Source organism: Herbihabitans rhizosphaerae, from assembly GCF_004216555.1.
Classification (GTDB): domain Bacteria; phylum Actinomycetota; class Actinomycetes; order Mycobacteriales; family Pseudonocardiaceae; genus Herbihabitans; species Herbihabitans rhizosphaerae.
In genome coordinates this window covers 414,497-437,888 of the sequence record NZ_SGWQ01000003.1, presented here as the reverse complement: position 1 = coordinate 437,888, position 23,392 = coordinate 414,497, and the positions used below count along the sequence as shown (strand labels likewise).

Sequence of the window (23,392 nt, the reverse complement as noted above, 5' to 3'; positions counted from 1 at the left end):
GCGTACTTTAGCCCGCTAAAGTCCCTCAGCCACGGAGAAAGCCCAGGTCAACCAAGATCATCAGGGCGCGGGGAACGTGAGGGTGATGCACAGACGGCCCAAACGTGGAGGTGGGCCACCACCTCGCGGGCCTTGTTCAGCGCACTCCTAGCCCGTCAGCTCGACGGGTTTCGCGTACACGTCCACCATCGCGCCGTTGCGCAACACGGTCACCGCCAGGTCGGTACCGATGACCTCGGCGAACAACTGCCGCTGGATGCCCTGCGCGTCGGAGATCTGCTCGCGCGCCACGGTCAGCACGAGATCACCCGGACGCAGACCGGCCTGGTGCGCGGGACCGCCCTGCACCACCTCGACCACCCGCAGACCGGCGCGCTGGCCGGTCCGCTCGGCCACGTCGTCCGGCAGCGGCGCGGGCACCCCGACCACGCCGAGGTAGGCCCGCCGCACCCGTCCCTCGACCAGCAGCGTGTCGACGATCCGGCGAGTGGTGTCGTTGATCGGCACGGCGAGCCCCAGCCCGAACCCGGCGACCGCGGTGTTGATCCCGATCACGCGTCCCGCCGAGTCGGCCAGCGCGCCGCCGGAGTTGCCCGGGTTGAGCGCGGCATCGGTCTGGATCACGTCCTCGATCACCCGGCCCGCCCTGCCCTGGCGTGCCGGCAGCGACCGGCCGAGCGCGCTCACCACGCCGGCCGTCACCGAGCCGGCCAGGCCGTGCGGGCTGCCGACCGCGATCACCAACTGCCCGACCACGAGCTGATCGGCGTCGCCGAGCGGGACCGCCGACGGCGCCGGCTCGATCGCGCGGAGCACCGCGAGGTCGGACAGCGGGTCCACGCCGACCACGCCGAACTCCGCCTCGCTGCCGTCGGAGAACACGGCCAGGCCACCGCGGGACGAGCCGACCACGTGCGCGTTGGTCAGCATGTGCCCATCGTCGGTGAACACCACGGCCGAGCCGCCGCCGCGCCGCAGGTTCACGCTGGCGACGTGCGGGGTGACCGACGCGGCGACCGAGCTCACCGTGCGGGAGTACGCGTCGAGTGCGGCCTGGTCCACCCGGGCGTCGCGCTCCTGGCGGTCGATCATCTCCACCACCGCCTTCGAAATCCGAATTACAGCGTTACACCTTCTTCAAGTGTGCGCCGCGCTCCGGTGTTCCCCGCCAGCAGTTCACCGACGGCGAACGCAAACGCGCGAGTCCCGCGCTGGGCATCGGTGAGTCCCGCGTTCGTGCGGTGCAGAGCGCGGGACTCACCGGTGCAGGACGCGGGACTCGCGAATCAGGCGAACGGATCGGGCTCGGTGGCCGGATCCCAGGACAGGCCCGGCACGCCCCAGCCGTTGCGCTTGAGCATGCGCTTGGACTCCTTGGCGTACCGGCCCACCAGACGGTTCAGATAGAGGAACCCGTCGAGGTGATCGGCCTCGTGCTGCAGGCAGCGCGCGAAGAACCCGGTGCCCTCGACCTCGACCGGCGCGCCCTCCACGTCGACGCCGATGACCTTCGCCCAGTCCGCGCGCCCGGTCGGGAAGGACTCGCCGGGAACGGAGAGGCACCCCTCGAAGTCGTCGTCCGGGTCCGGCATGGTCTCCGGCCGCTCGGAGGTCTCCAGCTTCGGATTCACCACGTAACCGCGATGCCGGACGCCCTCGTCGTCGGGGCAGTCGTAGATGAAGACGCGGAGGTCGATGCCGATCTGGTTGGCGGCGAGACCAGCGCCGTTGGCCGCCGTGTTCGTCTCGAACATGTCGTCCACGAGCCGGCGTAGTTCGTCGTCGAAGGTCTCCACCTCGCGGGTCGGATTGTGCAGCACGGGATCGCCGGCGATCCGGATCCGGTGAACGGTCATGGCGCGACGTTATCCGGCTGGCCCGGAACTGTCGGACGGCACCGCCAGAATGCTCGACATGCCGGCGGCGGAGCGATCACCGAAAGCGGTGGCGTGATGTAATGGCGGCCACGAATCACAACGGTGTGATTCCACGCGCAAGGGATACGAACCGCGGGGCGAGGAGCCGGATGGACGCCGCACAGCTGAGGGTCGCGCAACCCGAGCGAGTCCCGGAACGGGTCCCCGAACGCGTGTCGACACCGGTGGCGAAAGCCGGCGACGGCCTGACCAGTCGCGATCACGCGATGCTGGCTTTCGAGCGGCAGTGGTGGAAGTACGCCGGCGCCAAGGAACGCGCGATTCGCGAGCTGTTCGACATGTCGTCGACGCGCTACTACCAACTGCTGAACCAGCTCATCGAGAAACGTGAGGCGATGGCCGCCGACCCGATGCTGGTCAAACGGCTTCGCCGGGTGCGCGCCGGCCGCGCGCGCACCAGGGCAGCACGCCGACTGGGTTTCGAGCTGACATGAGTTCCTTCGAACCTTCCGGGGCCGGGCGATCGGGCAAGGTCGTCGGGGTGGCGCTGCTGGGTGCTGCCGGGCTCGCGCTGGTGATCGGGATCGTGACGCTGGTGGGTGGTGACGACGCCGACGGTGAGAACGGCGCCGCGCCGACGGTGACCGCCACGCCGACCAGTCAGCAGCCGCCGTCCACGACCCAGTCGTCGACCACGTCGGCGAGCATGCCGGTGCCCGTTCCGCCGCCGGCGACCACCACCGCGCCACCGATGACCACGTTGCCGATGCCGCCGGGGCAGGAGCCGTCGCCACCTCCGCCGGTCGCGCCGCCGCCCGAGCCGGGCGAACCCAAGGGGCAGAACGACGTCAAGGCGTCGCACCCGCTGCGGGTCTACAACAACAGCATGATCCCCAACCTGGCCAACGAAGCCGCCGACGACTTCCGCAACCGGGGCTGGACCATCGGCGAGGTCGGCAACCACCAGGGAAAGGTGCCCACGACGACGGTCTACTTCCGGCCGGGCACCTCCGAGGAAGCGGCCGCGCGGGTGCTGGCCGCCGAGTTCGGGATTCGTGCCGAGCCGAGGTTCGACGGCATCGTCAGCGCCCGTCCCGGCGTGATCGTGATCGTCACCAACGACTACCCCGGCCGGTGAACCCGTTGCGCCGCAACGGGTTCACCGGCTGACGGTCAGCCGATCGATCGCCAGAACCCGCACCGGTGCTCGCGCGCCAGATCGACAGGACCGGTCTGACCGATCGCCAGGGACAGCACGGTCGCCGTCCCGCGTCGGTAGGCCGGCCACTCCGCGCCGGGGGCGCCGGTCCTGGCGAAGTCGGTCACATGGCCGATCAGCCGCTCCGAGAACGCCTTCTGCTCCGGAGTGAACGACGGCGGCGCGCCGCGATCCAGGAAGTTCGGCAGGTCGGCACTGTGGTGCGCGCCCAACGGGAAGTCGCCGATCTGGAAGGCGGACGGCTGGGCGTACTCGTAGGCGTACACCGGGGACCGGCGCGCCGCGGCGTCGATCGCCGGTAGTTGGTTGCAGGCGCCGACCATCGCGCCGTAATCGGTCAGCAGCGTCGCCAGGGCCAGGCTCGGCGTGGGGTGGTCGCCGGCCGGATAGGTCGCCAGAACCCGGTCCGCGTCCCGGCCGAAGAGGTCCCCGACGATCTTCGGGTACTCCGCCGCGCTGACCGGGGTGCCCCGCAGGTCGTACACCGCCGCGACGTGCGAGCGCATCTCGTGCTTGGTGCCGCCGTGGATCAGCGGCACGTCGGCGGCCAGACCGTGGCGCAGCGCGGTCAGTGGTTGCAGTGGCAGCGCGGCGGTTCCGGCCACCGGCAGCCACTGCTTGCCGGCCGCCCGGCGGTGCAGCGTGGAGAAGGTCTGCTCGTAGTCGGCCTCGCGCACGAGCGCGTCGACCGGTGTGTCACGCAGGCAGCGCTCGGCGTCGGTCGCCTCCGCGCAGCCGGTGTCCGCGGCGACGGCGAGCCCGCGGCTGGTGGCCGTCGGCGGGTCGAGCACATCGTTGCCGCACGAGGCGCTCTGCACGATCGCCTTGTCGAACAGGCCGCGCGCAGCGGGAGCGGCCAACTGGGCACAGACGCTGACTCCGCCGCCCGACTGGCCCCACAGCGTCACGTTGCGCTGATCGCCGCCGAACGCCGCGATGTTGCGCCGCACCCAGCGCAGCGCGGCCTGCTGGTCGGCCAGCCCGAAGTTCCCCGCGTACGGGTCACGCAGCGCCGGATGCCGGAGAAACCCCAGCACGCCGAGCCGGTAGTTCAGCGTGACCACGACGGCGTCGTGCGCGACGATCCGCTGCGGGTCGTAGAGCGCGCCGTGTTCCTTCAGTAGCCCGCCGCCGTGCACGAAGACCAGGACCGGGAGCGGGCCGGACGCCGTGCGGGGCGTGGTCACGTTCAGCGAGAGACAGTCCTCGCTGCCGATCATGCCGTCCTCGCCGAGCTGCGGGCACGGTGCGCCCGGCACGGTGGCATCGCGTTCGCCCGTCCAGGGCCGCGGCGGGTGGGGCGCACGCCAGCGCAGATCGCCGACCGGTGCCGCCGCGTACGGGATGCCCCGGAAACTGCGATGGTCCTCGGTGACGGTGCCGCGCAGCCATCCGCCGTCGGTCCGGACCGGTGATTCGTCGCCGGTGTCCGCCGAGGAACCGCTCGGAAACGCGACGGCTAACGCGGCCGCCGCAACCAGAATGCTCAACGCTCGTCTGCGTTTGTCGGTCATGCCCACACGATCGCGGCACGGCCGGCGAAGGTCATCTGCCGACGACCGTATCCCGCCTACGTCAGCCTGCGTACGGCGTCACCGGGACTCGGAGAAGGCCTGCAACGCGGCGAGCTGGGCCGGGTCCAGTGAGGGGCGGACGGCCTTCCGCGCTGCGTCCACATGGGACGGTCCGACCTCGGCGGCGTCCAGCGACTCGCGCATCGCGGTGAGCGCGGCCTCCCTGATCAGCGCGGCACAGTCGGCCGCCGAGTAACCGTCCAGCGACTCGGCCAGCACGGCCAGATCCACGCCCTCGGCGAACGGCGTGTTCTTCGACGAGGCGCGCAGGATCTCGGCGCGTGCCTCGGCGTCCGGCGGCGGCACGTACACCACCCGCTCCAGCCGGCCGGGCCGCAGCAGCGCCGGGTCGACCAGCTCGGGACGGTTGGTCGCGCCGAGCACCACGACGTCGCGCATCGGCTCGACGCCGTCCAACTCGGTCAGCAGCGCGGCCACCACACGGTCGGCCACGCCGGAGTCCGACGACTGACCTCGGCGCGGCGCGAGCGCGTCCACCTCGTCCAGGAACACCATCGACGGCGACGCCTCGGCCGCCCGCCGGAACAGCTCGCGCACCGCGCGCTCCGACTCGCCGACCCACTTGTCCATCAGCTCGGCGCCCTTGACCGCGAACACGTTCAGCTTGCCCGAGCCGGCCAGCGCGCGGACCAGATACGTCTTGCCGCAGCCGGGCGGCCCGTACAGCAGCACCCCGCGCGGCGGCGCGACCCCAAGGCGCGCAAAGGAATCCGGGTACTGCAGCGGCCACAGCACCGCCTCGGTGAGCGACTGCCGGACCTCGACCATGTCGCCGACGTCCTCCAGGGTCAGCCCGCCGGTCTGCAGTGTGTCCGATGTGGACATCGAGGTCGGGCGCACGGTCTCCAGCGCGCCGAACAGGTCCTCGGAGGTGATCTTCGGCTCCTCGTCCCGAGTCCGCAGCGCGGCACGGACGGCGGCCTCGCGGCGCAGCGCGACCAGGTCGGCGGCCACGAACGCGGGCGTGCGCTCGGCGATCGCGCCGAAGTCCACATCGGACTCGACCGGCACGTCGCGCAGCAGCACGCGCAGCAACTCGGTGCGCGTCTTCCCGTCCGGCAGCGGCAGCGCCAGCTCGCGGTCCAGCAGGTCAACCGAGCGCAGGCGCGGGTCGACCGCCTCCGGGTGCGCGGTGGTGCCGACGATCGCGAGCTTCGGCGTGGCCACCGCGGCGCGCAGCGCGTCCAGCACCACGGTCGCCACCGGCGGCGCCTCGCTGGCCGGCAGCAGCGCGTCCACGTCGTTGAGCATCAGCACGGCGGGCTTGCCGTCGCGGGCGCGCGCGACGGCCTTGCCGATCGCGTCGTTCACCCGGGACGCGGCGGCGTTCGGCTCCAGCGCGGCCACCGTCGGGGCTACCAGCTCGATCACCTCGGCGTCCACAGTGGACGCCACCGAGCGGATCAGGGTGGCCTTGCCGACGCCCTCCGGACCGCTCAGCAGCGCACCAAGCCGGGGTGCGGCGCCCAGCTTCTCCAGCAGCTCCGGACGTTGGAACGCCAGCTCGAACCACTCGGTCAGCCGGCGCGCGACCTCTTGCGCCCCAACGAGATCCGCGATCGGCACGGCGGGCGAGAAGGCCGGGGCGGCGGGTGCTGCGACGATCTCCGCGTCGAGTACGTCGGTGTCCGACGTGGTCGCGTACATCTGACCGCCGCCGGCCGGCACCAGCTCGGTGCCGGTCTCACCGGTGCGCGGGCCGTCCCGCCACCCGACCACGGTGGACGGATGCACGGCCACCGCGCCGGCCGGCTCGACCGCCGTCACGGTGAGCAGTTCGTTGGTCCAGGTCATGCCGATCGCGCGGGACAGCTTGGTGCGCGCGGCCGACACGTCGGCCCCTGGTGGCGGCTGAAGGTCTTGCGGCAGAAGGGAAACCGCGTCACCGGTGGTGAGCACCTTGCCGATCAGCGCGAGCCGCAGCGTCTCCGGCGACAGCGACGTGGTGGCCAGCCGGGAGCCGGCCACGGTGACCGACTTGGCCGGCGCGACATCGGCCGGCGCCACGACCACCTCGGCGCCCTCGGTGACCCCGAGGTTGGACATCGTCACGTCGTCCAGCGTCATCACGCCGGTCGGCCCGCCGCGGTCGGCCGCCGCCGCGATCGCCGCCGACACCCGCGCGCCGGTGAGGTGCACCGCGTCCCAGGCCTGCAGCCCCAGTGCGTCCAACACCTCCGGGTGCAGGCGGACGACGCCGCGTCGAGTGTCCACTGCGGACGGAGTGAGCCTGACGGTCAACGTGATCTGTGGTGCCACGCCCGCGAGACTACTGGGGTGCGCGGGTCACCGTGGGCGTTGCTGGTCACGCCGCAGGCCGATGCGGCGCCAGTTGCGCCGTCGCATGCCTGGGCCGGCGGTGCGCGGCGGTGCGGCGTCGATCGGCAGGATCGGCCGCGAACCGTGATCGTCCTCGGTCCGGCGCATGCGCACCGCGCGCATGGCGGCACCGGCGACCCTGCGGCGAAGGGGCGGCCGCAGCCCGAGCCGGCGGCTGGCGCCACGGGCCTGGCGGATCGCCGCCCGGCGTTCGCGCGGCGGGACGTCCCACGCCTCCGGGTGGTGCGCCAGCCAGTGCTTGCGGTGCACCGCGTACGGGATGTGCACCAGGTAGATCACCATCGCGAGGGCGAGGGTGGACATCGGGTACTGGATCACCGCGGCGGCCAGCAGGCCGACGCCGACCAGCAGCGCGGCGACGAACTTGGCCGGCACCCTGACCGTCTTCACCGAGAGTGTCGGGATGCGGCTGATCAGCAGCGCGGCCACGAGGACCGTCCAGATCATGATCACCGGCTCGGAGTTCCACCAGCCGTCGGCCTCCACGCCGAGCGTGATGATCAGCGGCAGCAGGGCGAGCAGCCCGCCGGCCGGCGCGGGCACGCCGACGAAGAACTCCTTGGTGTACGGCGGCTGGTCCGGCTCATCGATCAGCGTGTTGAACCGGGCGAGGCGCAGGATCATGCACACCGCGAACACCAGCGCGAAGATCCACCCGATGCGATGCGCGTCCAGTCGCCAGACATAGAGCACCATCGCGGGCGCGACACCGAACGCGACCGCGTCGGACAGCGAGTCCAGCTCGGCGCCCATCTTCGAGGTGGCGTCGAGCAGTCGCGCGATCCGGCCGTCCAGGCTGTCCAGCACGGCGGCGACCGCGATCGCGGCGATCGAGGCGAGGTAGTTCCCGGTCAGCGCGAACTGCACGGACGACAGGCCCGCGCACATCGCCAGCACGGTGATCGCGTTGGGCAGCAGCCGAACGCCAGGCCCCGCGGGTGGAATCGGCATGGTCAGGCACCCGCCCCAGCCGGGAGTTCGGCGAGCACGGTCTCGCCGCCGATCGTGCGCTGGCCGGGCTCCACGAGCACTCTGCTGCCGGCGGGCACGTACAAGTCGACCCGCGAGCCGAACCTGATCAGGCCGTAGGTGTCGCCAGCGTTCACCTTGTCACCCTCGCGCGCGTCGCAGACGATGCGGCGCGCGATCAGGCCGGCGATCTGCACCACGACGAGCCGGTGGCCGTCGCGGGTGCGCAGCAGCAGCGTGTTGCGCTCGTTGTCGTCGCTGGCCTTGTCCAGGTCGGCGGACAGGAACTTGCCGGGGCGGTACACCGAGCGCAGCACGTCGGCGTCGGCCGGCACGCGTTGCACGTGCACGTCGAAGATCGACAGGAACACGCTCACCCGGAGCATCGGCTCGTCGCCGAGGTCGAGCTCCGGCGGCGGAACGGCAAGGCCGACCGTGGAGACCGCGCCGTCGGCTGGTGCCACGGCGAGGTTCGGGCGGCTCGGTGCGACGCGCTTGGGCTCGCGGAAGAACCACGCGGTCCACGCGGTGAGCAGCGCACCGACGACGCCGGCCGGGCGGAAGATCTTGCGGGCGAGCAGCGTCAGGGCCGCCGCGCCGAGTACGAAGGGGCGGCCGGCCGGGTGCATCGGTGGCACGACCTGCTTGGCCAGCTCGATCACATGGGAAGCGGAGGGCCGGGTATCGCGAGCGTCGGTCATCCGTCCCTCGTCGCGTGAGTTCGGTGCATTCCGACCAACACGCTACGCCAACGGGACCTCACACCGGCGCGTGCATCCCCCGACGAACGCACGCGCCGGTAGGCCGTCTGACAAGCTTAAGTGCACGCAGTGCACACAGGCAATGGCTACTCGTGCATGCACGATTACGAATGATTGCGTGGTCCGCGGCGGCCGGCCGACTGCACCAGACGCAGCAGGACCAGCAGCACCACGGCCCCCAGTGCGGCGATTCCGAAGCTCGACAGGTCGAACTCGAAGGTCTTCTGCTGCCCGGTGAACGCCTTGTACAACAAGCCGCCGAGGGCCGCGCCGACGATTCCGACCAGCACGCTCACCAGGCACCCCTGCGGCCGCCGCGAGCGTCCGCCGACCACCACGTTCGCCGCCCATCCGGCGATCGCCCCGAACACGATCCACGCCAGAAGTCCCATGTGATCAGCCTACTTGCGCGGTGCTTCCCGCAGCGCGCTGATGGCACCGAGTAGTCGCGAGTCCCGCGCCCCGCACCGGCGAGTCCCGCGCTCATGCTGCGTGAGCGCGGGACTCGGGGTGTCTGAGCGCGGGACTCGCGTCAGTGTGTTGGTCTGGCGGAAGCTTACCCGTCCAGCAGCAGAAGATCGACGTCCTTTCCGGCTGCCACCTCGGTGGTGTCCTCGTCCAGCACGATCAGGCAGTTGGACGCAGCGAACGAGGCCAGCAGGTGCGACCCCGGCCCGCCGACCGGCACCACGTCGACCGTGCCGCGATCCAGCCGCCCACGCCGGTACTGCCGCTTGCCGGCCGGCGAGCGCAGCGGCGAGGCGAGCCGCGCGGTCGCGTGCGGCCGGTCCACCACCCGATGGCCGAGCGCGCCGAGCAGCGCCGGCCGCACGAACAGCTCGAACGACAGCGCGGCGCTCACCGGATTGCCGGGCAGTGTCACCGTCGGCGTGTCCAGGTAGCGGCCGAGTCCCTGCGGACCGCCGGGCTGCACGGCCACCTTCATGAAGTCCACGCCGTGCCCGTCCAGCGCGTCCTTGACCACCTCGTACGCGCCCGCGCTCACCCCGCCGGAGGTGATCAGCAGGTCGGCGTCGCCGATGTGCCGGGCGATCGTGTCGCGGAACGCCTCGACGTCGTCCGGCACGAACCGCAGGACGATCGCCTGGCCACCGATCTCGCGCACGGCGGCGGCCAGCAGAACGCTGTTCGACTCGTAGATCTGCCCGCCCCGTAACGGTTTCCCGGGCTCGACCAGCTCCGTGCCGGTGGACAGCACGAGCACCGTCGGCCGCCGTCGCACCGGCAGATCGGCCAGCCCGACCGCGGCGGCGAGCCCGAGTTGCGGCGGGCCGAGCACGGTGCCGGCGGTCAGTACGGTGGCGCCTTCCCGGACGTCTTCGCCGGTGCGCCGCAGGTGCGTGCCGGGTGCCGCGTCGCCGCTGATCAGCACGCGCTCGGTGCCGCCGTCGGTCAGCTCCACCTTGATGATGCTGTCCGCGCCGGGCGGCAGCGGCGCGCCGGTCATGATCCGGTGCACGGTGCCCGGTTGCAGCGGCTCGACCTCGGTGCGCCCGGCCGGAATGTCGTCGGCGACCGGCAGTCTGACCGGCGACTCGACGCTCGCACCGGCCACGTCGACCGACCGCACGGCGTACCCGTCCATCGCGGAGTTGTCGAACGGCGGCAGCGACACGGTGGCCGCGACGTCCTCGGCGAGCACCAGCCCGAGGCAGTCGGCCAGCGGTTGTCGCACGACCGGCAGCGAGCCGATCAGCTCGGTGACCGCGGCGCGGTGGTCGTCGACGGTGCGCTTGCTGGAGGCGTGTTCTGGCACGGAGGGCATCCTGCCTGGAACATCGCGCCCAGAACAGTCACAGTGCGCGCGCGTGCCACACTTCTGGGCGCCCGAGTGCGTCGGCGGGGCAGGACGGGGAGGAGCGCCGTGCAGGTTCGAACCCGGCACACGCCAGCGTTCGGCGTGGCCAGGCTGATGTTGGCGCCGGACGAGGCGGTGCGCGCCGACTACGGGGCGATGATGGCCACCAGCTTCGGCGTCGTGATCAACACCGGTGGCCGGGGCGGCAAGCGGGCGCGCGGCACGTACGAGGCGGTGTTCACCGCGCCGGCCGAGGGCGGCTGGATCGACCTGGCCCCCGGCAAGGCCGGCGACGTGCACACCATCGAGATGGACGGCACCAGCGGCTGGTGTGTCGCGCGCGGGTCGGCGCTGGCCATGGCCAGCTCGGTGCGCCCGGATCCGCAGTGGCCGGGGCTGCACGCGCTGTTCGGCAGCGAGGGCGGTTTCGTCGAGCACCTCACCGGACACGGTGCGGTCGTGCTGGCCTGCGGCGGTGCGCTGGACCTGGTGATGCTCGAGGCGGGCGAGTTCGTCACGGTCGCGCCGGAGTACCTGCTGGCCTATCACGACGCGATCCAGTGCCGGCTGCGCGCGGTGGACCAGACCAGCGCGCAGTCCGTGCGCACCGGCGAGGGACTGCTGCTGGACTTCGCCGGACCTGGGCAGTTGCTCATTCAGACCCGTAATTTTTAGCTCAGGCAAGGTCGCCGAGTCGGCTTCGCCGACGGCCTGTGGTCCTTTTGCTTGGGTGGCTGAGTGCCGCGAGGTGGGTGGCCGGGTTTCGTGGGCGGTCGCCCTCGACAATGAATCGCGACCTCGGCGTGGCTTTCGATCGGTGCGGCCAAGCAGGCCTTGTGGGTGAGGTCGGGCAGGTGTTCGACGGTTGTGACGAGGTTCGCCGGACCGGACAATCGGAACCGCCCGCGCGCGTGCGCGGCCGGACGTTAGGCTGCGCTCCGTGCCGGAGGACCTCACCGGGCGTCGCCTGGGCCACTACCGCATCGACGGTGTGCTGGGACGCGGTGGCATGAGCGTGATGTACCGCGCGACCGACATCCGGCTGGGCAGAAAGGTCGCGCTCAAGGTCATCGGCGAGCACCTCGGCGAGGACGCGGAGTTCCGCGAGCGGTTCGTCGACGAAGCGCGCAACACCTCGGCCATCGACCACAAGAACGTCGTGCCGCTGTACGACTTCGGCGAGGTCGACGGGCTGCTGTTCATCGCGATGCGCCTGGTCGACGGCTCCGACCTGGCGAGTCTGGTCTCCAAGGGCCCGATCTCGCCGGCCCGCACGGTCGCGCTGCTGTCCCAGGTCGCCGAGGCGCTGGACACGCTGAACGAGCGCGGCCTCGTGCACCTGGACGTCAAGCCCGCCAACGTGTTGGTGACCAGCAGGGAGTCCGACACCGAGCACGTGTACCTGGCCGACTTCGGGCTGACCAGGCGCGGCGCGACGGGCCACCGCACGCGCGGCGGCGACTTCCTCGGCTCGCCCACCTACGCCGCACCCGAGCACCTGCGCGGCGAGCCGGTCGACGGGCGCACCGACGAGTACTCGCTGGCCTGCGTGCTGTTCGCCTGCCTGACCGGCCGGCCGCCGTTCTCCGGCCAGGTGCCCGAGGTGATCCAGGGCCACCTGAAATCCGAGGTGCCGGGCGTGTCCTCGGTGGTGAACCTGCCGTCCTCGTTCAACGAGGTGGTCCGCAAGGGCATGGCCAAGGACCCCAACGACCGGTACTCGAACTGCCGCGAGCTGATCGCCGCCGCGCGCCGCACGCTGACCCAGTTGCCGTCGCCGGCCTCGGTGCCGCTCAAGCGCGGCGCGGTCCAGCAGCCCGGCCCGTCGCCGGTGACCACGACGGGCACCAACTCCTTCCCGCCGTCGCGGCCGACCACCTCGTCGGACCCGGTGCGGCTGCGCCCGCCGGTGCCGGCCGGTTCGACCGCGTTCGGCAAGGAGGAGCGGAGCAACCGGTGGCTGGCGCCGGTGCTGGTCGGAGTGGTCGCGGTGGCAGCGATCGTCGCCATGATCGTGTTCTTCACCAGCGGTGACTCCGGTGGCGGCGGCGGTGGCGGTCCGACGACGAAGGCGCCCGAGGTTCCGGTCGGTCCGACCAGTACGAAGTTGGTGCCGAACGCGCCGAGCATGCCCGTGCCGTCCGTTCGACCAGCCACCTGACCTGCGCGTCTTGCACTCGGTGGGCGAGAGTGCTAAACACGGGACTAGCACTCGGAGTACCTGAGTGCCAGCAATAGAGGTCGGGACGGTGAGACCGGTCCGCCGGTCGTCCGTCGCGGGCACCGAGCCTGGCCAGCTACGTGCATCCATCCCAACGGAGGACCACACCGCAATGGCCAAGTTGATCGCGTTCGAGGAGGACGCCCGCCGCGGGCTCGAGCGCGGGCTGAACACCCTCGCAGACGCCGTCAAGGTGACACTCGGCCCCCGGGGCCGCAACGTCGTGCTCGAAAAGAAGTGGGGCGCGCCGACGATCACCAACGATGGTGTCTCCATCGCCAAGGAGATCGAGCTCGAGGACCCGTGGGAGAAGATCGGGGCCGAGCTCGTCAAAGAGGTCGCCAAGAAGACCGACGACGTCGCGGGTGACGGCACCACCACCGCGACCGTGCTGGCTCAGGCGCTGGTCCGGGAGGGCCTGCGCAACGTCGCCGCCGGGGCCGACCCGGTCGCGCTGAAGCGCGGCATCGAGCAGGCCGTCGAGGCTGTCACCGAGCAGCTCCACAAGATCGCCAAGGAGATCGAGACCAAGGAGCAGATCGCTGCTACCGCCTCGATTTCCGCCGCTGACACCACGATCGGCAACCTCATCGCCGAGGCGCTGGACAAGGTCGGCAAGGAAGGCGTGATCACGGTCGAGGAGAGCAACGCGCTCGGCCTCGAGCTGGAGCTCACCGAGGGCATGCGCTTCGACAAGGGCTTCCTCGCCGGTTACTTCGTGACCGACCAGGACCGCCAGGAGGCCGTCCTCGAGGACCCGTACGTGCTCATGTACGGCTCGAAGGTCTCCAACGTCAAGGACCTGCTCCCGCTGCTGGAGAAGGTCATGCAGGCCGGCAAGCCGCTGCTGATCATCGCCGAGGACGTGGAGGGCGAGGCGCTCGCCACCCTGGTGCTGAACAAGATCCGCGGCACCTTCAAGTCGGTCGCCGTGAAGGCGCCCGGCTTCGGTGACCGCCGCAAGGCGATGCTGCAGGACATGGCCATCCTCACCGGTGGTCAGGTCATCAGCGAGGACGTCGGCCTCAAGCTGGACAACGCCGACATCTCGATGCTCGGCAAGGCCCGCAAGGTCGTGGTGACCCGGGACGAGACGACCATCGTCGAGGGTGCCGGCGACGCCGAGCAGATCCAGGGGCGGGTCAACCAGATCCGCGCCGAGATCGAGCAGAGCGACTCCGACTACGACCGCGAGAAGCTGCAGGAGCGGCTGGCGAAGCTCGCCGGCGGCGTGGCCGTGATCAAGGCCGGTGCCGCCACCGAGGTCGAGCTGAAGGAGCGCAAGCACCGCATCGAGGACGCGGTGCGCAACGCCAAGGCTGCCGTGGAGGAGGGCATCGTCGCTGGTGGCGGCGTGTCCCTGCTGCAGGCTGCCGAGGTGGCGTTCGCCGGTCTGCAGCTCGAGGGTGACGAGGCGACCGGTGCCAACATCGTGAAGGTCGCGGTGGAGGCTCCGCTCAAGCAGATCGCCATCAACGCCGGCCTCGAAGGCGGCGTCGTGGTGGAGAAGGTCAAGACCCTCAAGCTGGGCGAGGGCCTCGACGCGGCCACCGGTGAGTACCGCGACCTCGTGGCCGCGGGCATCATCGACCCGGCCAAGGTGACCCGGTCCGCGCTGCAGAACGCGGCGTCGATCGCGGCCCTGTTCCTCACCACCGAGGCGGTCGTGGCCGACAAGCCGGAGAAGGCGGGCGCGGCTCCGGCCGACCCGACCGGCGGCATGGGCGGCATGGACTTCTGATCCACGCTCGCTGAAACACAGACGAAGGGGCGGTCCCGCGAGGGGCCGCCCCTTTCGTGTGCGTCACGCCCGCCGAAACGACTCACCGACCTCCCCGATGAACCCGCGCGCGTCCGCACCCCACAACGCCCGCTCGGCGAAATAGTCGAACAACTTCCGGTAGTACTCGATCTCCTTCGGATCCCGCAGCACGACCGATCCGGCGTGGAGTTCCACCGTCGCGAGACGCGCGTCGTAGAGCACGAACGTGGACATCGGTCCTTCGGCGCAGCCGATCGAGAGTGGGAGCGCGCCGATGGCGACGCTGGGCAAGCGCGACACGGAGATCAGACGATCCATCTGAGTAGCCATGACCGACGGCTCACAGAACCTCCAGCGCAGCGCCTGTTCGGTGAGCAGGAAATCGAACCGCTTGGTTGTGTCGTGCAGGACCGCTTGCCGATCCAGCTTGATCGCCGTTGCTCTTGTCGTATCGGACGTTTCGCCGGCGACAGGTGTGTTCAGGCCTGCTCGGATGTACTCCGGGACCTGGAGGAGACCTGTCACGAGCGAGGGCAGGAAATGTCGCATGTGCGTCGCGCTGGCTTCGAGACCGGCAAGATCGCGTTGGGTGTGGTGCAGTCCGCGACGGAGGTCGGCACGCACGTTCTGGAACTCGATGTTCGCGACCTTCGCCAGCGCCACGAGTTCGGTATGCATGAGATCGTCCACGTCGAGCGCATGAAGGATGCGGTCGACGTCGTCCGCTCCGGGGAGCAGCTGACCTGTCTCGAACCTGCTGATCTGGGACTGCGACATGTGGCAGCGCTGTGCCAGTTGCCCACCGGTCAAACCGGCCGCCTTGCGCAGCTTGCGCAAGGCAGCCGCAAGGTTGTTCCGATCTTGACCTGCTCGGTCTGGGTCCAAGCTCACTCATGCATTCTGGCGTAGTACTCCAGAAAGGGCTCGGAGCGCTCCAATGCGATGCGCTTCCACTCGACATACGGTGCCGGATCGATGTCCTCCAGCAGTTCTCTGCCCAGTTGAGTGCCGTCCTCCGCGTAGTCCATGCGGACGATCTTGGATTCATCGAACATCCAGAAATCCTGCACTGGAAGGCCTGGGTTCGGTTGTTCGGTGAGGTCGAGAATTCGAACCTCTTCGCCTGCGCGTGCGCTGTGCTGGTAGAAGTCGAACTCAAAACGCAGGTAGTCGGTCAGCGGTCGTGTGATCACGTGAACGCGACCGATCCAGCGATCGGTCGCACGGTAGTGACGGATGTCTTCCAACCAAGAGTCATCCGCTGGCACGTCCTGCCTTCCCGTGGCAAGAAAGGCCTCGAATTCCTCTCTTTCTCCCTCGACTCTGTACACCGGGAGCGTTTCGAGACGAAATGCCTCCCGCTCGAACGTCTGAAAGAAGGCCTCCCAGCCTTCACCAGCCAAGCGCACGCACGGCCTCCTTGAGTACGGCGGTGGGAATCTCGACGACGGCCTCGTTCGCTGGTGTCGCTCGGTCCAGAGTGTTTCCCTGGACGGCGATCGTGTCTCGATCGGTGACGAACACGGCAGGACAGTCCTTCTTGCCGCAGTCCTGGCCAGCGATCTGGTCGAGCCTCATGGTTCCTCCCCGCACCTGAACGGCTACCTGATGTGACAGTACGGCGGTCGGCATTGAGCGGGCAAGCGCGATGCACGTTCCTGCATACGGTGTCCCACCACCGAGTGAAACAAGAATTCTATGCGCGGCTGAATGCGATAAATGCAAGTTCGTGAATTCGCATGGAAGGCGACCCGGGTCACTCTTATGGTCAGACGCATGGACGACATTACAGTGGCGTGTGGTGAATGCGGCGGCAACGGCTGCGACAAGTGCAATCATTCCGGCACGGTGACCATCGTGGAGTGATGATGCGGGACTGGATTCTGCCGCCCCATGTGTATCGCGAAACGGTGTATCTCTCCGGCGGTAAGAAGGTCGACGTGTATCGGGCTCCTTTGGAGAGCGAGGGACCACGCCTGGTCGCGGCGAATGGACGCGAAACCCTGTGCTACATGCATGCGTTCTTCGTGTTCCGATGGGGCCGGAATATGCCAACCTTGGAGATCGGACACGGGCGGCTGGACAGGAACATGGCGCTGTGGCACGCGGTTCCCATTCGCGGGCCGTGGAGTCCCGAGACCCTGATCGCCTTCGGACGGCGTTGGGCCCATTTGGAACTCGCCCGGTTCGAGCGGTAGGCGTCTGGCAGGGTGGGACCGGTGACCGACATCGATCACCTGAAGGCGCTGGTCCGCTCGGTGCCGGATTTCCCCGTCCCCGGGATCCTGTTCTACGACGTCACGACGCTGCTCAAGGACCGCAAGGGTTTCGCCACGCTGGTGGACGCGCTGGCCGAGCAGTACGTCGACCACAATGCCGATCTCGTGCTCGGCATCGAGGCGCGCGGCTTCATTTTCGGGCCGGCGCTGGCCTACCGGCTGGGCGCCGGCTTCGTCCCGGTGCGCAAGCCGGGCAAGCTGCCGGCCGAGACGATCGCCGCCGACTACGAGCTGGAGTACGGCAACAACCGGCTGGAGATCCACACCGACGCGGTGCGGCCCGGCCAGCGGGTGATCATCGTGGACGACCTGCTCGCCACCGGCGGCACCGCCGCCGCCACGGTCGAGCTGGTCACCGCGCTCGGCGGCGAGGTGATCGGCCTCGGGTTCGTCATCGAGCTGGACTTCCTGCACGGGCGGGACAAGCTCGCCGGGCACGACGTCTTCTCCCTGCTGCGCTACGACGACACTTCCGAGTGAACCGGGCGCGCGACCGCCAACGCCGCGCCGCGCCGCGCCGATAGACGAGTGGGAGTCGGTGCGACGGAGGGCAGTTCCATGTTCGAATTCAGGCGGATCGCGATCACCACAGCGGCGTGCGTCGGGTTGGTCGGGCTGCCGGCGACCGCGCAGGCCGACGAGGTGACGGTCGGCGCGGCCTGGTTGGGCAGCGCCACGATCGTGACCGGGTCGACCGTCGAGCAGGGGCCGATCGCCCGCTGCGGCACCGACACCGACGTCTCGTCCGGCCAGAGCGCCGGCGTCACCGTGGGCACCACCACGAAGTACGGCCGGGGCACCACCACCTGCGGCCGGGACGCCGAGGGCATGTCCAAGGGCGCCGCGGACGGCAAGCGGTTCGAGACCACGGTGCTGCGGCAGTTCGGCGGGCCGACCATCAAGATCAGCGGGTACGGCGTGAGCTGCTGGACCCGGCCGGCCGGCAGCAGTTCGAGCATGTACCTCGAAGGTGTCAGCGGATTCGACGCGCCACAGGACATCCCGAGCAACCACCTGGTCGTGATCCCCGGCGGCTCCGGTCAGCCGCCGGCCGCGCACGTGGTGCTGAACGAGTTGACCGTGCCCTCGCCGCCGGACGGCAGCATGGTCGTGCACGCGGCGCACATCAAGCTGTTCCCCGAGGGCGGCCCGGCCAGCGGCGACATCTACGTCGGCTCGGCCGCCTGCGATCCGCACGCCGGCTAGGGATTGAGCGGGCTCGATCCCGCTTGGTAAGGCGGATCAGCCAGCGCCGGTGTGGGGTTGCGGCTGGCCAAGCGGCGACTGCTCGGTGGTGCGCGCCCTGCCGCGCGCCGCACTCAGCGCCCACGCGCCGGGCCCGGTGAACACCAGCACGAGCAGCGCCCAGGTGAACACCGCCGCACCCGTTCCGCCGTTCTGCAGCGGGAGCAGCGCCTTCGGCTGGTGCACGGCGAAATACGCGTACGCCATCGCGCCGGACGAGACGAATGCCGCGGTCCGCGTGCCGATTCCCAGTGCGATGAGAATGCCGCCGGCGAACTGGATGAGACCGGCCCACCAGTCCGGCCACGACGCGAAGTCCGCCGCGTGCCCGGGATTGCTCTTCGCGCCGCCGAAAACACCGAACAGTGTGGCGGCGCCGTGTGTGAGGAACAGCACTCCGATCGCGATTCGGTACACGGCGATACCGCGTTCCCGCAGACGGTCGACGATACCGGTGACGTTGTCGACCAATGCCATTGTTTCAACCCCGATTCTGACGGCGGAGCCGCGGGCGCCGGCTGCGATGTCCGGCGCCCGCGACCCCTGTGTTGTTGGATTCTGTGTGGTTGGTTCAGCGGCCGGACGGGAGCAGGCCGCCGATCGGCAGCAGTCCGACCGGGCCGGAGTTCGGCGACGTGCCGGCCAGCGAGTCGAGCACGCCGCCGACGAACCGGCCGACGGTCTTGGACGCGTTGGCCGGAACCGAGGCGACCTCGGCCGGCAGCAGCACCCGGCCGCTCTCGGCGCCACCCGCCGGACGCTTGTCCGACCACTTGTCCACGGTGTTCGGCGGGCGGTCCTCGGTCGGCGTCACCGTGCGGCGAACGGCCTCCCGCAGTGCGGGAACCGCCGTCGCCGGGTCCGGCTTGGCGCCGTACCTGGCCAGGTACTCCAGGCCTGCTGTGGGGTCGATCGGCGCGCGAAGTGCTTGTCCCGCATGGGAAGGCGGGCCGTGCCCGTGGTCAGGACCGGCCTCTCGGGCCGGCGTCTCCACCCAGGTGTCACCCTCCACCGCCGGCGCCTGGCCGGGCGAGACGGTGCGGGTCACGGTCTCCAGGTTGGTCGGCAGGAAGTGGTAGACCAGCCAGTCGTACGGGTCCTCGGCGGCGCGCGTGAAGCCGAACAGCGTGCGGCCCCAGTGGTAGCGATCGAGGTGGCTGGCGAAGAAGTCCGGCCCGGCCAGCGGGTCGCCCTTGTGGATGCCCGGCTGAGCGGGCGAGTGCGGGTGGCCAGGGTGCGCCGAGGCGGTCGGCGCGGCGAGCACCAGCGCGGCGGCGGTCAGTACCGCCCCGGTCGCGGGCACGGCGATACGGCGTGCGATGGACATGGAAACTCCTCGGAAGAATGCGAAATAAAGGGATGATTCGGCGATGCCGAGCGTTGACGAGAAATCAGCGACAGGCGCTACATCGGCGGCCGCTGAACGGCTTCGAATTTCTCACGAACGCATCGTGTCGGCGCGGTGAGTAACCGCGCAAGTGCTCCCAATATCTGACATTCGAAGTTACTTGACGGAAACAGAAGAGGTCACTTGTCGCACCTGAGCGAAGTCCTCGTTGAGCTGTTTGAGCTGCAGCCACACCAATCGCCCGCCCCGCTGCAGCAACAGATCGGTGATCAGAACGGACCCGCACTTCTGGCCGCGTGCGGCCACGGTGTCGGCCGGCCGCTGTGACGTGAACGGGGCACACCCGCCCTTGGCGACCTTCGCCTCGAACGCGGTGGCATCGAGCGCCGTCCCGGCGGGCAGTACGCCGGCGAACGCGCCGGGGTCGGCCGCGCCGGTGTCGGCGAATCGGGACACCTCGGGTGCCACGACCAGCGCCGGTTGCTTGCCGTCGGTCAGCCCGAGTGCCGACGGGTCCCAGCCCTGCGAGCCGGACGACTGCTTGGCCCAGTCCCTCGGCACGGTCAGCCGCACGGTGGAGTCGGTGCTGGCCACCTCGACGTTCGGCGGCCGGGTCAGGTAGTAGACGCCGGCCGCACCGCCGCCGAGCACCAGAACGGACACGATCGCCGCGGCGGGGATCCACCGCCGGCGCGGCTTCGGCTGCTGCGTCGCGTACCTCGGCGGGGTCGTGCTCACCCGCGGTGGCGGCAGCGGCTGCGACTGCTGCCTGGACTGGGTCCGCGGGTGGTACGGCGGTGGCTGTGTCTGCGGAGGCGGGAGCGGCCGGTGCGTGCGGATCGTGGAGCTGTCCACCGAGGTGCCGCGCGGCGGGGTGGCCGCCTTCGCCGGGTGGTCGATCACGTCGGTCGCCGCCTGCCCGCTGGTCGGCAGGGTCGCCGACGCACTCGTATCCGAAACAGTGAGCACTGCTCGCAGTTCGGACACCAGCTCTCCCGCGCTGGAATGACGATCCTCGGGCTCGTTGGCCATCGCGCGCAGGATCAGCGCGTCCAGTGCCGGCGGGATGTCCTGCACCAGCGTGCTCGGCGGACGGGGCGCCGCCCGGGACGGGTCGGCGATCGCGGGAAAGTCGGTCGCCTCGTGCGGGTGCGTGCCGGTGATCACCCGGTACAACATCGCGCCGACCGCGTACAGATCGGTGCGCACGCTCACCGGCGCGCCGGGCCGGGCCTGCTCGGGCGCCATGTACGCGGGCGTGCCGCCGGCCAGCGTGAGCACCGACGCCTCGCTGAGCAGCTTGCCGAGTCCGAGGTCGCCGAGCAGCAGTTGCTCGCGCCCGTCCGGCCGGGAGCGGAACAGGATGTTGGACGGCTTGATGTCGCGGTGCAGCACGCCGGCGTTGTGCAATCCGCGCAGCGCCCGCGCCACCTCCATGGCGACCTGCACGCCCTCCCGCCAGGGCAGCGGCGCGTCCTTCACCCGCGCGGCCAGCGTGCCCTTGTCGGCGTAGGTCATCACCAGGTACGGCCGGCCGTCGGACAGCTCGCCGAGGTCGTGCACCCGCACGACGCGGTCGGACTCGCCGCGCCGCAACAGCTTCGCCTCGGCGAGGAACCGGCCGCGCACGTCCATCGAGTCGAGCCAGTTCTCCGACAGGACCTTGATCGCGACGGCCGACTCGAGTGCCTCGTCGTGCGCGCGCCAGACGGAGGCGAAAGCGCCCCCGCCGATGCGTTCCTCGACGACGAATCGTCCTATCCGCTCCGGTACCGCCACGGGCGTATCATGCCTGCCCGTCGTCGTCAGCGTCCTCCGGCCTGGTGAAGCCGTACCCGTCCGTGGGCAGACACGCCGTGCAGAAGTCCTCGCCGAACCGGGACAGCAGGATCGACCGGTGCACGATCTTGGGCGCGCGGCCGGCCTGCTTCATCACCGCCGTGGTCTTCGGCTGCGCCTCGATGAGTTGGTACCGGTGCGGCGGCACCTTCTCCTTGGAGAACTCGACGAGCCCGAGCCGGTTCAGGTTGGTCAGGTACGGGTGGATGCGGTCGACGTAGGTGCACCCGGCGAACTCGGCGATCATGTTCAGTCCCGAGCCGATCAGCTCCGACCCGATGCCCAGCGGGCGGTTCGTGCGGATGTCGATCGACGGCTGCGGGCCCTTCATGAAGATGTACCGCAGGATGCGCGCCTCGTCCGGGGTGAGGTCGGCGAGGATCCGCGCGTAGGCCGGATGCGTGTCCACGGTGAACCGCACGTCGGCCGAGCGGCGCAGCAGCTCCTTGCCCTGGTCGGCCAGGCCCACGGTGGGCGAGCGCCGAGGCGTTGGCGCCGGCCGGGGCGCGGGCTGGTCGCCGTTGTCCTCTCGCATGCCGAGTGCCCGCAGCGCGATCGTGCGCAGCTCCGAGGTCTGTTTGCGGATCACGGTCGCCGGCGGCTCGCCGTTGGCCAGGTCGCGGGCGATGTCGGTGCTGGTGTTGACCGTGGTCCGCACGACCCAGGTCGCGCCGCGCACCCACGCGCCGAACGCCAGCTTGACCAGACCAGGCGTGCCGCGCACGACCTCTCCGACGATCTCCATCGTGTGGCCGGGCTCGTCCTTCTTGTCGTTCACGCCGTCGCTCATGCCTCAGACTCCGAAGATCAACAAGTGCAGCGCGCCGACGCCGACGCCGAGCACCCCGCCGTGCACGAACAACAACCACTCGTCCTGCTTGATCGCCGATCTGAGCATCTCGACGAAGTCGTCCGGCCCCATCTTGATCATCTGGCTGCGCACGAACCGGTAGATGTTGCGGGACTGCTGGCGGCCGAACTCGGCGTCGTTGAGCACGTCCATGAACGTCATGCTCTCCATCGCGACCGAGTCCCGGATGCGGTCGTACTCCCTGGTGCCGACGGCCACCCGCACGGCGCCGCGGGCCGGCCCGACCGACTTGTCGATCGCCGGGCGCATGGTGTCCTCGAGCATCTGCCTGGTGCGATCGGCGCGCGGCCCGTACAGCAGCTCGTCGCCGATGTTCTTGAGTGTGACCACGTGGTCGGCCACCATCTGCGAGTACGCGTCAGTGATCTCCGGCTGCCGCTTGATCAGCAGGCCCTGCCGCCACGGCACCCATTTCTTCGGGAAGATCGGCTCGAAGATCATCGTGATGCCGACCCAGTTGACCATCCAGCCGACGATCGTGGCGCCGACCAGGATCACCCACCATTCCGGCACGTAGTGCACGGCGATCGCGATCAGCACGCCCATCGGCAGGCCGAACCAGAAGCCGAAGTTGATCATGAACTTCAGCTCCTTGCGGCCCATGATCAGGAACAGCTCGTTGAGCAGCTCCGGGTGCCGCTGGAAGTAACCGATCACCATCAGCTTCGCGTCGATCAACTGGTCGGCGTTCTCGCCGATCTTCTCGGTGATCTCCCGGACGATCGCGGGCAACTGCTGCCGGACCCGCGCGTGCACCGCCTCCTTGACCAGCGGCGGCAGGTCGTGCCAGAGCTGCGGGTGCTCGCGGCTCATCAGCGCGTCCACGATCTCGCGGATCTCGCCCTGCGCGGTGGCCACCAGGTGGTCGGCGATCTTGTCCGGCTCCAGCTCGCGGTAGAAGTCGTTGATGCTGCCGAGCTTTCCCAGACCCTTGTCCACGGCGATGCTGGCCATCTTGTCCGCGCGCGACGGCACGATTCCCTGCCAGCCGATCTTGCCGTCGTAGCGGATCAGCGGAAGTACCTGGATGCGGCGGGGCAGCAGCGGAAAGAGGATCTTGAGGCCGGGAAACCGGAAACCGTGGAACCTCAGCGGCTTGAACAGCATCAGCACGCCGGTCCAGTTGGTGAGGTAGCCGGCGATGGCGCTGAACAGCGGGATGGTGATCATGTCGGTCCAGAACTTGCTGAGGCCGAACAGCTCCATCGATACGTTCATCGCCAGCCTCCCGCCGTTGTGGCTCCCAC

24 protein-coding genes are annotated in these 23,392 nt (G+C 69.9%); 8 read left to right on the top strand and 16 right to left on the bottom strand.

Annotated elements, in window-relative coordinates; translation table 11 throughout:
- Positions 1–147 precede the first annotated feature (147 nt).
- Complete coding sequence (locus EV193_RS11720; protein ID WP_207222593.1) at positions 148–1,092, bottom strand: S1C family serine protease; 945 nt, start codon at positions 1,090–1,092, stop codon at positions 148–150.
- Positions 1,093–1,286: 194 nt separating this feature from the next.
- Positions 1,287–1,856 (bottom strand): peptide deformylase, encoded by a 570-nt coding sequence (locus EV193_RS11715; RefSeq protein ID WP_130344063.1) that lies wholly within the window; start codon positions 1,854–1,856, stop codon positions 1,287–1,289.
- A 170-nt stretch (positions 1,857–2,026) separates the two neighbouring features.
- On the opposite strand from EV193_RS11715, the gene EV193_RS11710 reads away from it, so the two are divergent.
- A complete protein-coding gene (locus EV193_RS11710; protein ID WP_130344062.1) occupies positions 2,027–2,371 on the top strand; it encodes a DUF3263 domain-containing protein in 345 nt (114 codons plus the stop codon).
- Positions 2,368–3,015, top strand: coding sequence for a LytR C-terminal domain-containing protein (locus EV193_RS11705; protein WP_130344061.1), 648 nt, complete (start codon positions 2,368–2,370; stop codon positions 3,013–3,015). The genes EV193_RS11710 and EV193_RS11705 overlap by 4 nt, the downstream gene beginning before the upstream one ends.
- Positions 3,016–3,050: 35 nt before the next feature.
- On the opposite strand, the gene EV193_RS11700 is transcribed toward EV193_RS11705, so the two are convergent.
- The 6 genes from EV193_RS11700 to moeA all read right to left on the bottom strand — a co-directional run bounded on the left by EV193_RS11700 (position 3,051) and on the right by moeA (position 10,538).
- A complete protein-coding gene (locus tag EV193_RS11700) occupies positions 3,051–4,610 on the bottom strand; it encodes a carboxylesterase/lipase family protein (RefSeq protein WP_130344060.1) in 1,560 nt (519 codons plus the stop codon).
- Positions 4,611–4,688: 78 nt separating this feature from the next.
- Entirely contained in the window at positions 4,689–6,950 is a 2,262-nt protein-coding gene (locus EV193_RS11695; protein ID WP_130344059.1) for an AAA family ATPase, read from the bottom strand.
- A gap of 27 nt (positions 6,951–6,977) precedes the next feature.
- Positions 6,978–7,982, bottom strand: coding sequence for a CDP-diacylglycerol--serine O-phosphatidyltransferase (gene pssA, locus EV193_RS11690; protein ID WP_130344058.1), 1,005 nt, complete (start codon positions 7,980–7,982; stop codon positions 6,978–6,980).
- Positions 7,983–7,984: 2 nt separating this feature from the next.
- Positions 7,985–8,701, bottom strand: a complete 717-nt coding sequence (locus tag EV193_RS11685) for a phosphatidylserine decarboxylase (RefSeq protein ID WP_130344057.1) — start codon at positions 8,699–8,701, stop codon at positions 7,985–7,987.
- Positions 8,702–8,865: 164 nt separating this feature from the next.
- Positions 8,866–9,153, bottom strand: coding sequence for a GlsB/YeaQ/YmgE family stress response membrane protein (locus tag EV193_RS11680; RefSeq protein ID WP_130344056.1), 288 nt, complete (start codon positions 9,151–9,153; stop codon positions 8,866–8,868).
- Positions 9,154–9,317: 164 nt separating this feature from the next.
- The gene (gene moeA, locus EV193_RS11675; protein WP_242613307.1) at positions 9,318–10,538 is read right to left on the bottom strand and encodes a molybdopterin molybdotransferase MoeA; all 1,221 of its coding nucleotides are present in this window, start codon (positions 10,536–10,538) and stop codon (positions 9,318–9,320) included.
- A gap of 108 nt (positions 10,539–10,646) precedes the next feature.
- Between moeA and EV193_RS11670 the strand changes: the two genes are divergently transcribed.
- The 3 genes from EV193_RS11670 (at position 10,647) to groL (ending at position 14,542) form a co-directional block, all read left to right on the top strand.
- Positions 10,647–11,255 carry an AIM24 family protein gene (locus EV193_RS11670; RefSeq protein WP_130344054.1) on the top strand — a complete coding sequence of 203 codons (609 nt, stop codon included), beginning with the start codon at positions 10,647–10,649 and terminating at the stop codon, positions 11,253–11,255.
- Between the two features lie 265 nt (positions 11,256–11,520).
- Positions 11,521–12,741: a serine/threonine-protein kinase gene (locus tag EV193_RS11665; RefSeq protein ID WP_130344053.1), complete on the top strand. Its 1,221-nt coding sequence runs from the start codon at positions 11,521–11,523 to the stop codon at positions 12,739–12,741.
- A gap of 172 nt (positions 12,742–12,913) precedes the next feature.
- The gene (gene groL / locus EV193_RS11660) at positions 12,914–14,542 is read left to right on the top strand and encodes a chaperonin GroEL (protein WP_130344052.1); all 1,629 of its coding nucleotides are present in this window, start codon (positions 12,914–12,916) and stop codon (positions 14,540–14,542) included.
- Between the two features lie 63 nt (positions 14,543–14,605).
- On the opposite strand, the gene EV193_RS11655 is transcribed toward groL, so the two are convergent.
- Genes EV193_RS11655 through EV193_RS11645 form a run of 3 tightly spaced genes read right to left on the bottom strand, consistent with a single transcriptional unit; the run spans position 14,606 to position 16,141 of the window.
- On the bottom strand, positions 14,606–15,400 hold the full coding sequence (locus tag EV193_RS11655) for a helix-turn-helix domain-containing protein (protein ID WP_165401321.1): 795 nt from the start codon (positions 15,398–15,400) through the stop codon (positions 14,606–14,608).
- A 50-nt stretch (positions 15,401–15,450) separates the two neighbouring features.
- Complete coding sequence (locus EV193_RS11650) at positions 15,451–15,972, bottom strand: DUF6879 family protein (RefSeq protein WP_130344050.1); 522 nt, start codon at positions 15,970–15,972, stop codon at positions 15,451–15,453.
- Positions 15,956–16,141, bottom strand: a complete 186-nt coding sequence (locus EV193_RS11645) for a hypothetical protein (RefSeq protein WP_130344049.1) — start codon at positions 16,139–16,141, stop codon at positions 15,956–15,958. The genes EV193_RS11650 and EV193_RS11645 overlap by 17 nt, the downstream gene beginning before the upstream one ends.
- A 284-nt stretch (positions 16,142–16,425) precedes the next feature.
- Between EV193_RS11645 and EV193_RS11640 the strand changes: the two genes are divergently transcribed.
- The 3 genes from EV193_RS11640 to EV193_RS11630 all read left to right on the top strand — a co-directional run bounded on the left by EV193_RS11640 (position 16,426) and on the right by EV193_RS11630 (position 18,048).
- A complete protein-coding gene (locus EV193_RS11640) occupies positions 16,426–16,761 on the top strand; it encodes a hypothetical protein (RefSeq protein ID WP_130344048.1) in 336 nt (111 codons plus the stop codon).
- 21 nt (positions 16,762–16,782) lie between these two features.
- Complete coding sequence (locus EV193_RS11635; protein ID WP_341273157.1) at positions 16,783–17,322, top strand: adenine phosphoribosyltransferase; 540 nt, start codon at positions 16,783–16,785, stop codon at positions 17,320–17,322.
- 78 nt (positions 17,323–17,400) lie between these two features.
- On the top strand, positions 17,401–18,048 hold the full coding sequence (locus tag EV193_RS11630; protein ID WP_130344047.1) for a hypothetical protein: 648 nt from the start codon (positions 17,401–17,403) through the stop codon (positions 18,046–18,048).
- 36 nt (positions 18,049–18,084) lie between these two features.
- Here the strand turns inward: EV193_RS11630 and EV193_RS11625 are convergent, their stop codons facing one another.
- The 5 genes from EV193_RS11625 to EV193_RS11605 all read right to left on the bottom strand — a co-directional run bounded on the left by EV193_RS11625 (position 18,085) and on the right by EV193_RS11605 (position 23,363).
- Complete coding sequence (locus EV193_RS11625) at positions 18,085–18,564, bottom strand: DoxX family protein (RefSeq protein WP_130344046.1); 480 nt, start codon at positions 18,562–18,564, stop codon at positions 18,085–18,087.
- Positions 18,565–18,658: 94 nt separating this feature from the next.
- Positions 18,659–19,414 carry a hypothetical protein gene (locus tag EV193_RS11620; RefSeq protein WP_130344045.1) on the bottom strand — a complete coding sequence of 252 codons (756 nt, stop codon included), beginning with the start codon at positions 19,412–19,414 and terminating at the stop codon, positions 18,659–18,661.
- A gap of 177 nt (positions 19,415–19,591) precedes the next feature.
- A complete protein-coding gene (locus EV193_RS11615; protein ID WP_130344044.1) occupies positions 19,592–21,214 on the bottom strand; it encodes a serine/threonine-protein kinase in 1,623 nt (540 codons plus the stop codon).
- Positions 21,215–21,221: 7 nt separating this feature from the next.
- The gene (locus EV193_RS33735) at positions 21,222–22,064 is read right to left on the bottom strand and encodes an Abi-alpha family protein (RefSeq protein ID WP_207222592.1); all 843 of its coding nucleotides are present in this window, start codon (positions 22,062–22,064) and stop codon (positions 21,222–21,224) included.
- Between the two features lie 3 nt (positions 22,065–22,067).
- Positions 22,068–23,363: a DUF445 domain-containing protein gene (locus EV193_RS11605; RefSeq protein WP_242613306.1), complete on the bottom strand. Its 1,296-nt coding sequence runs from the start codon at positions 23,361–23,363 to the stop codon at positions 22,068–22,070.
- Between the last annotated feature and the right edge of the window lie 29 nt (positions 23,364–23,392).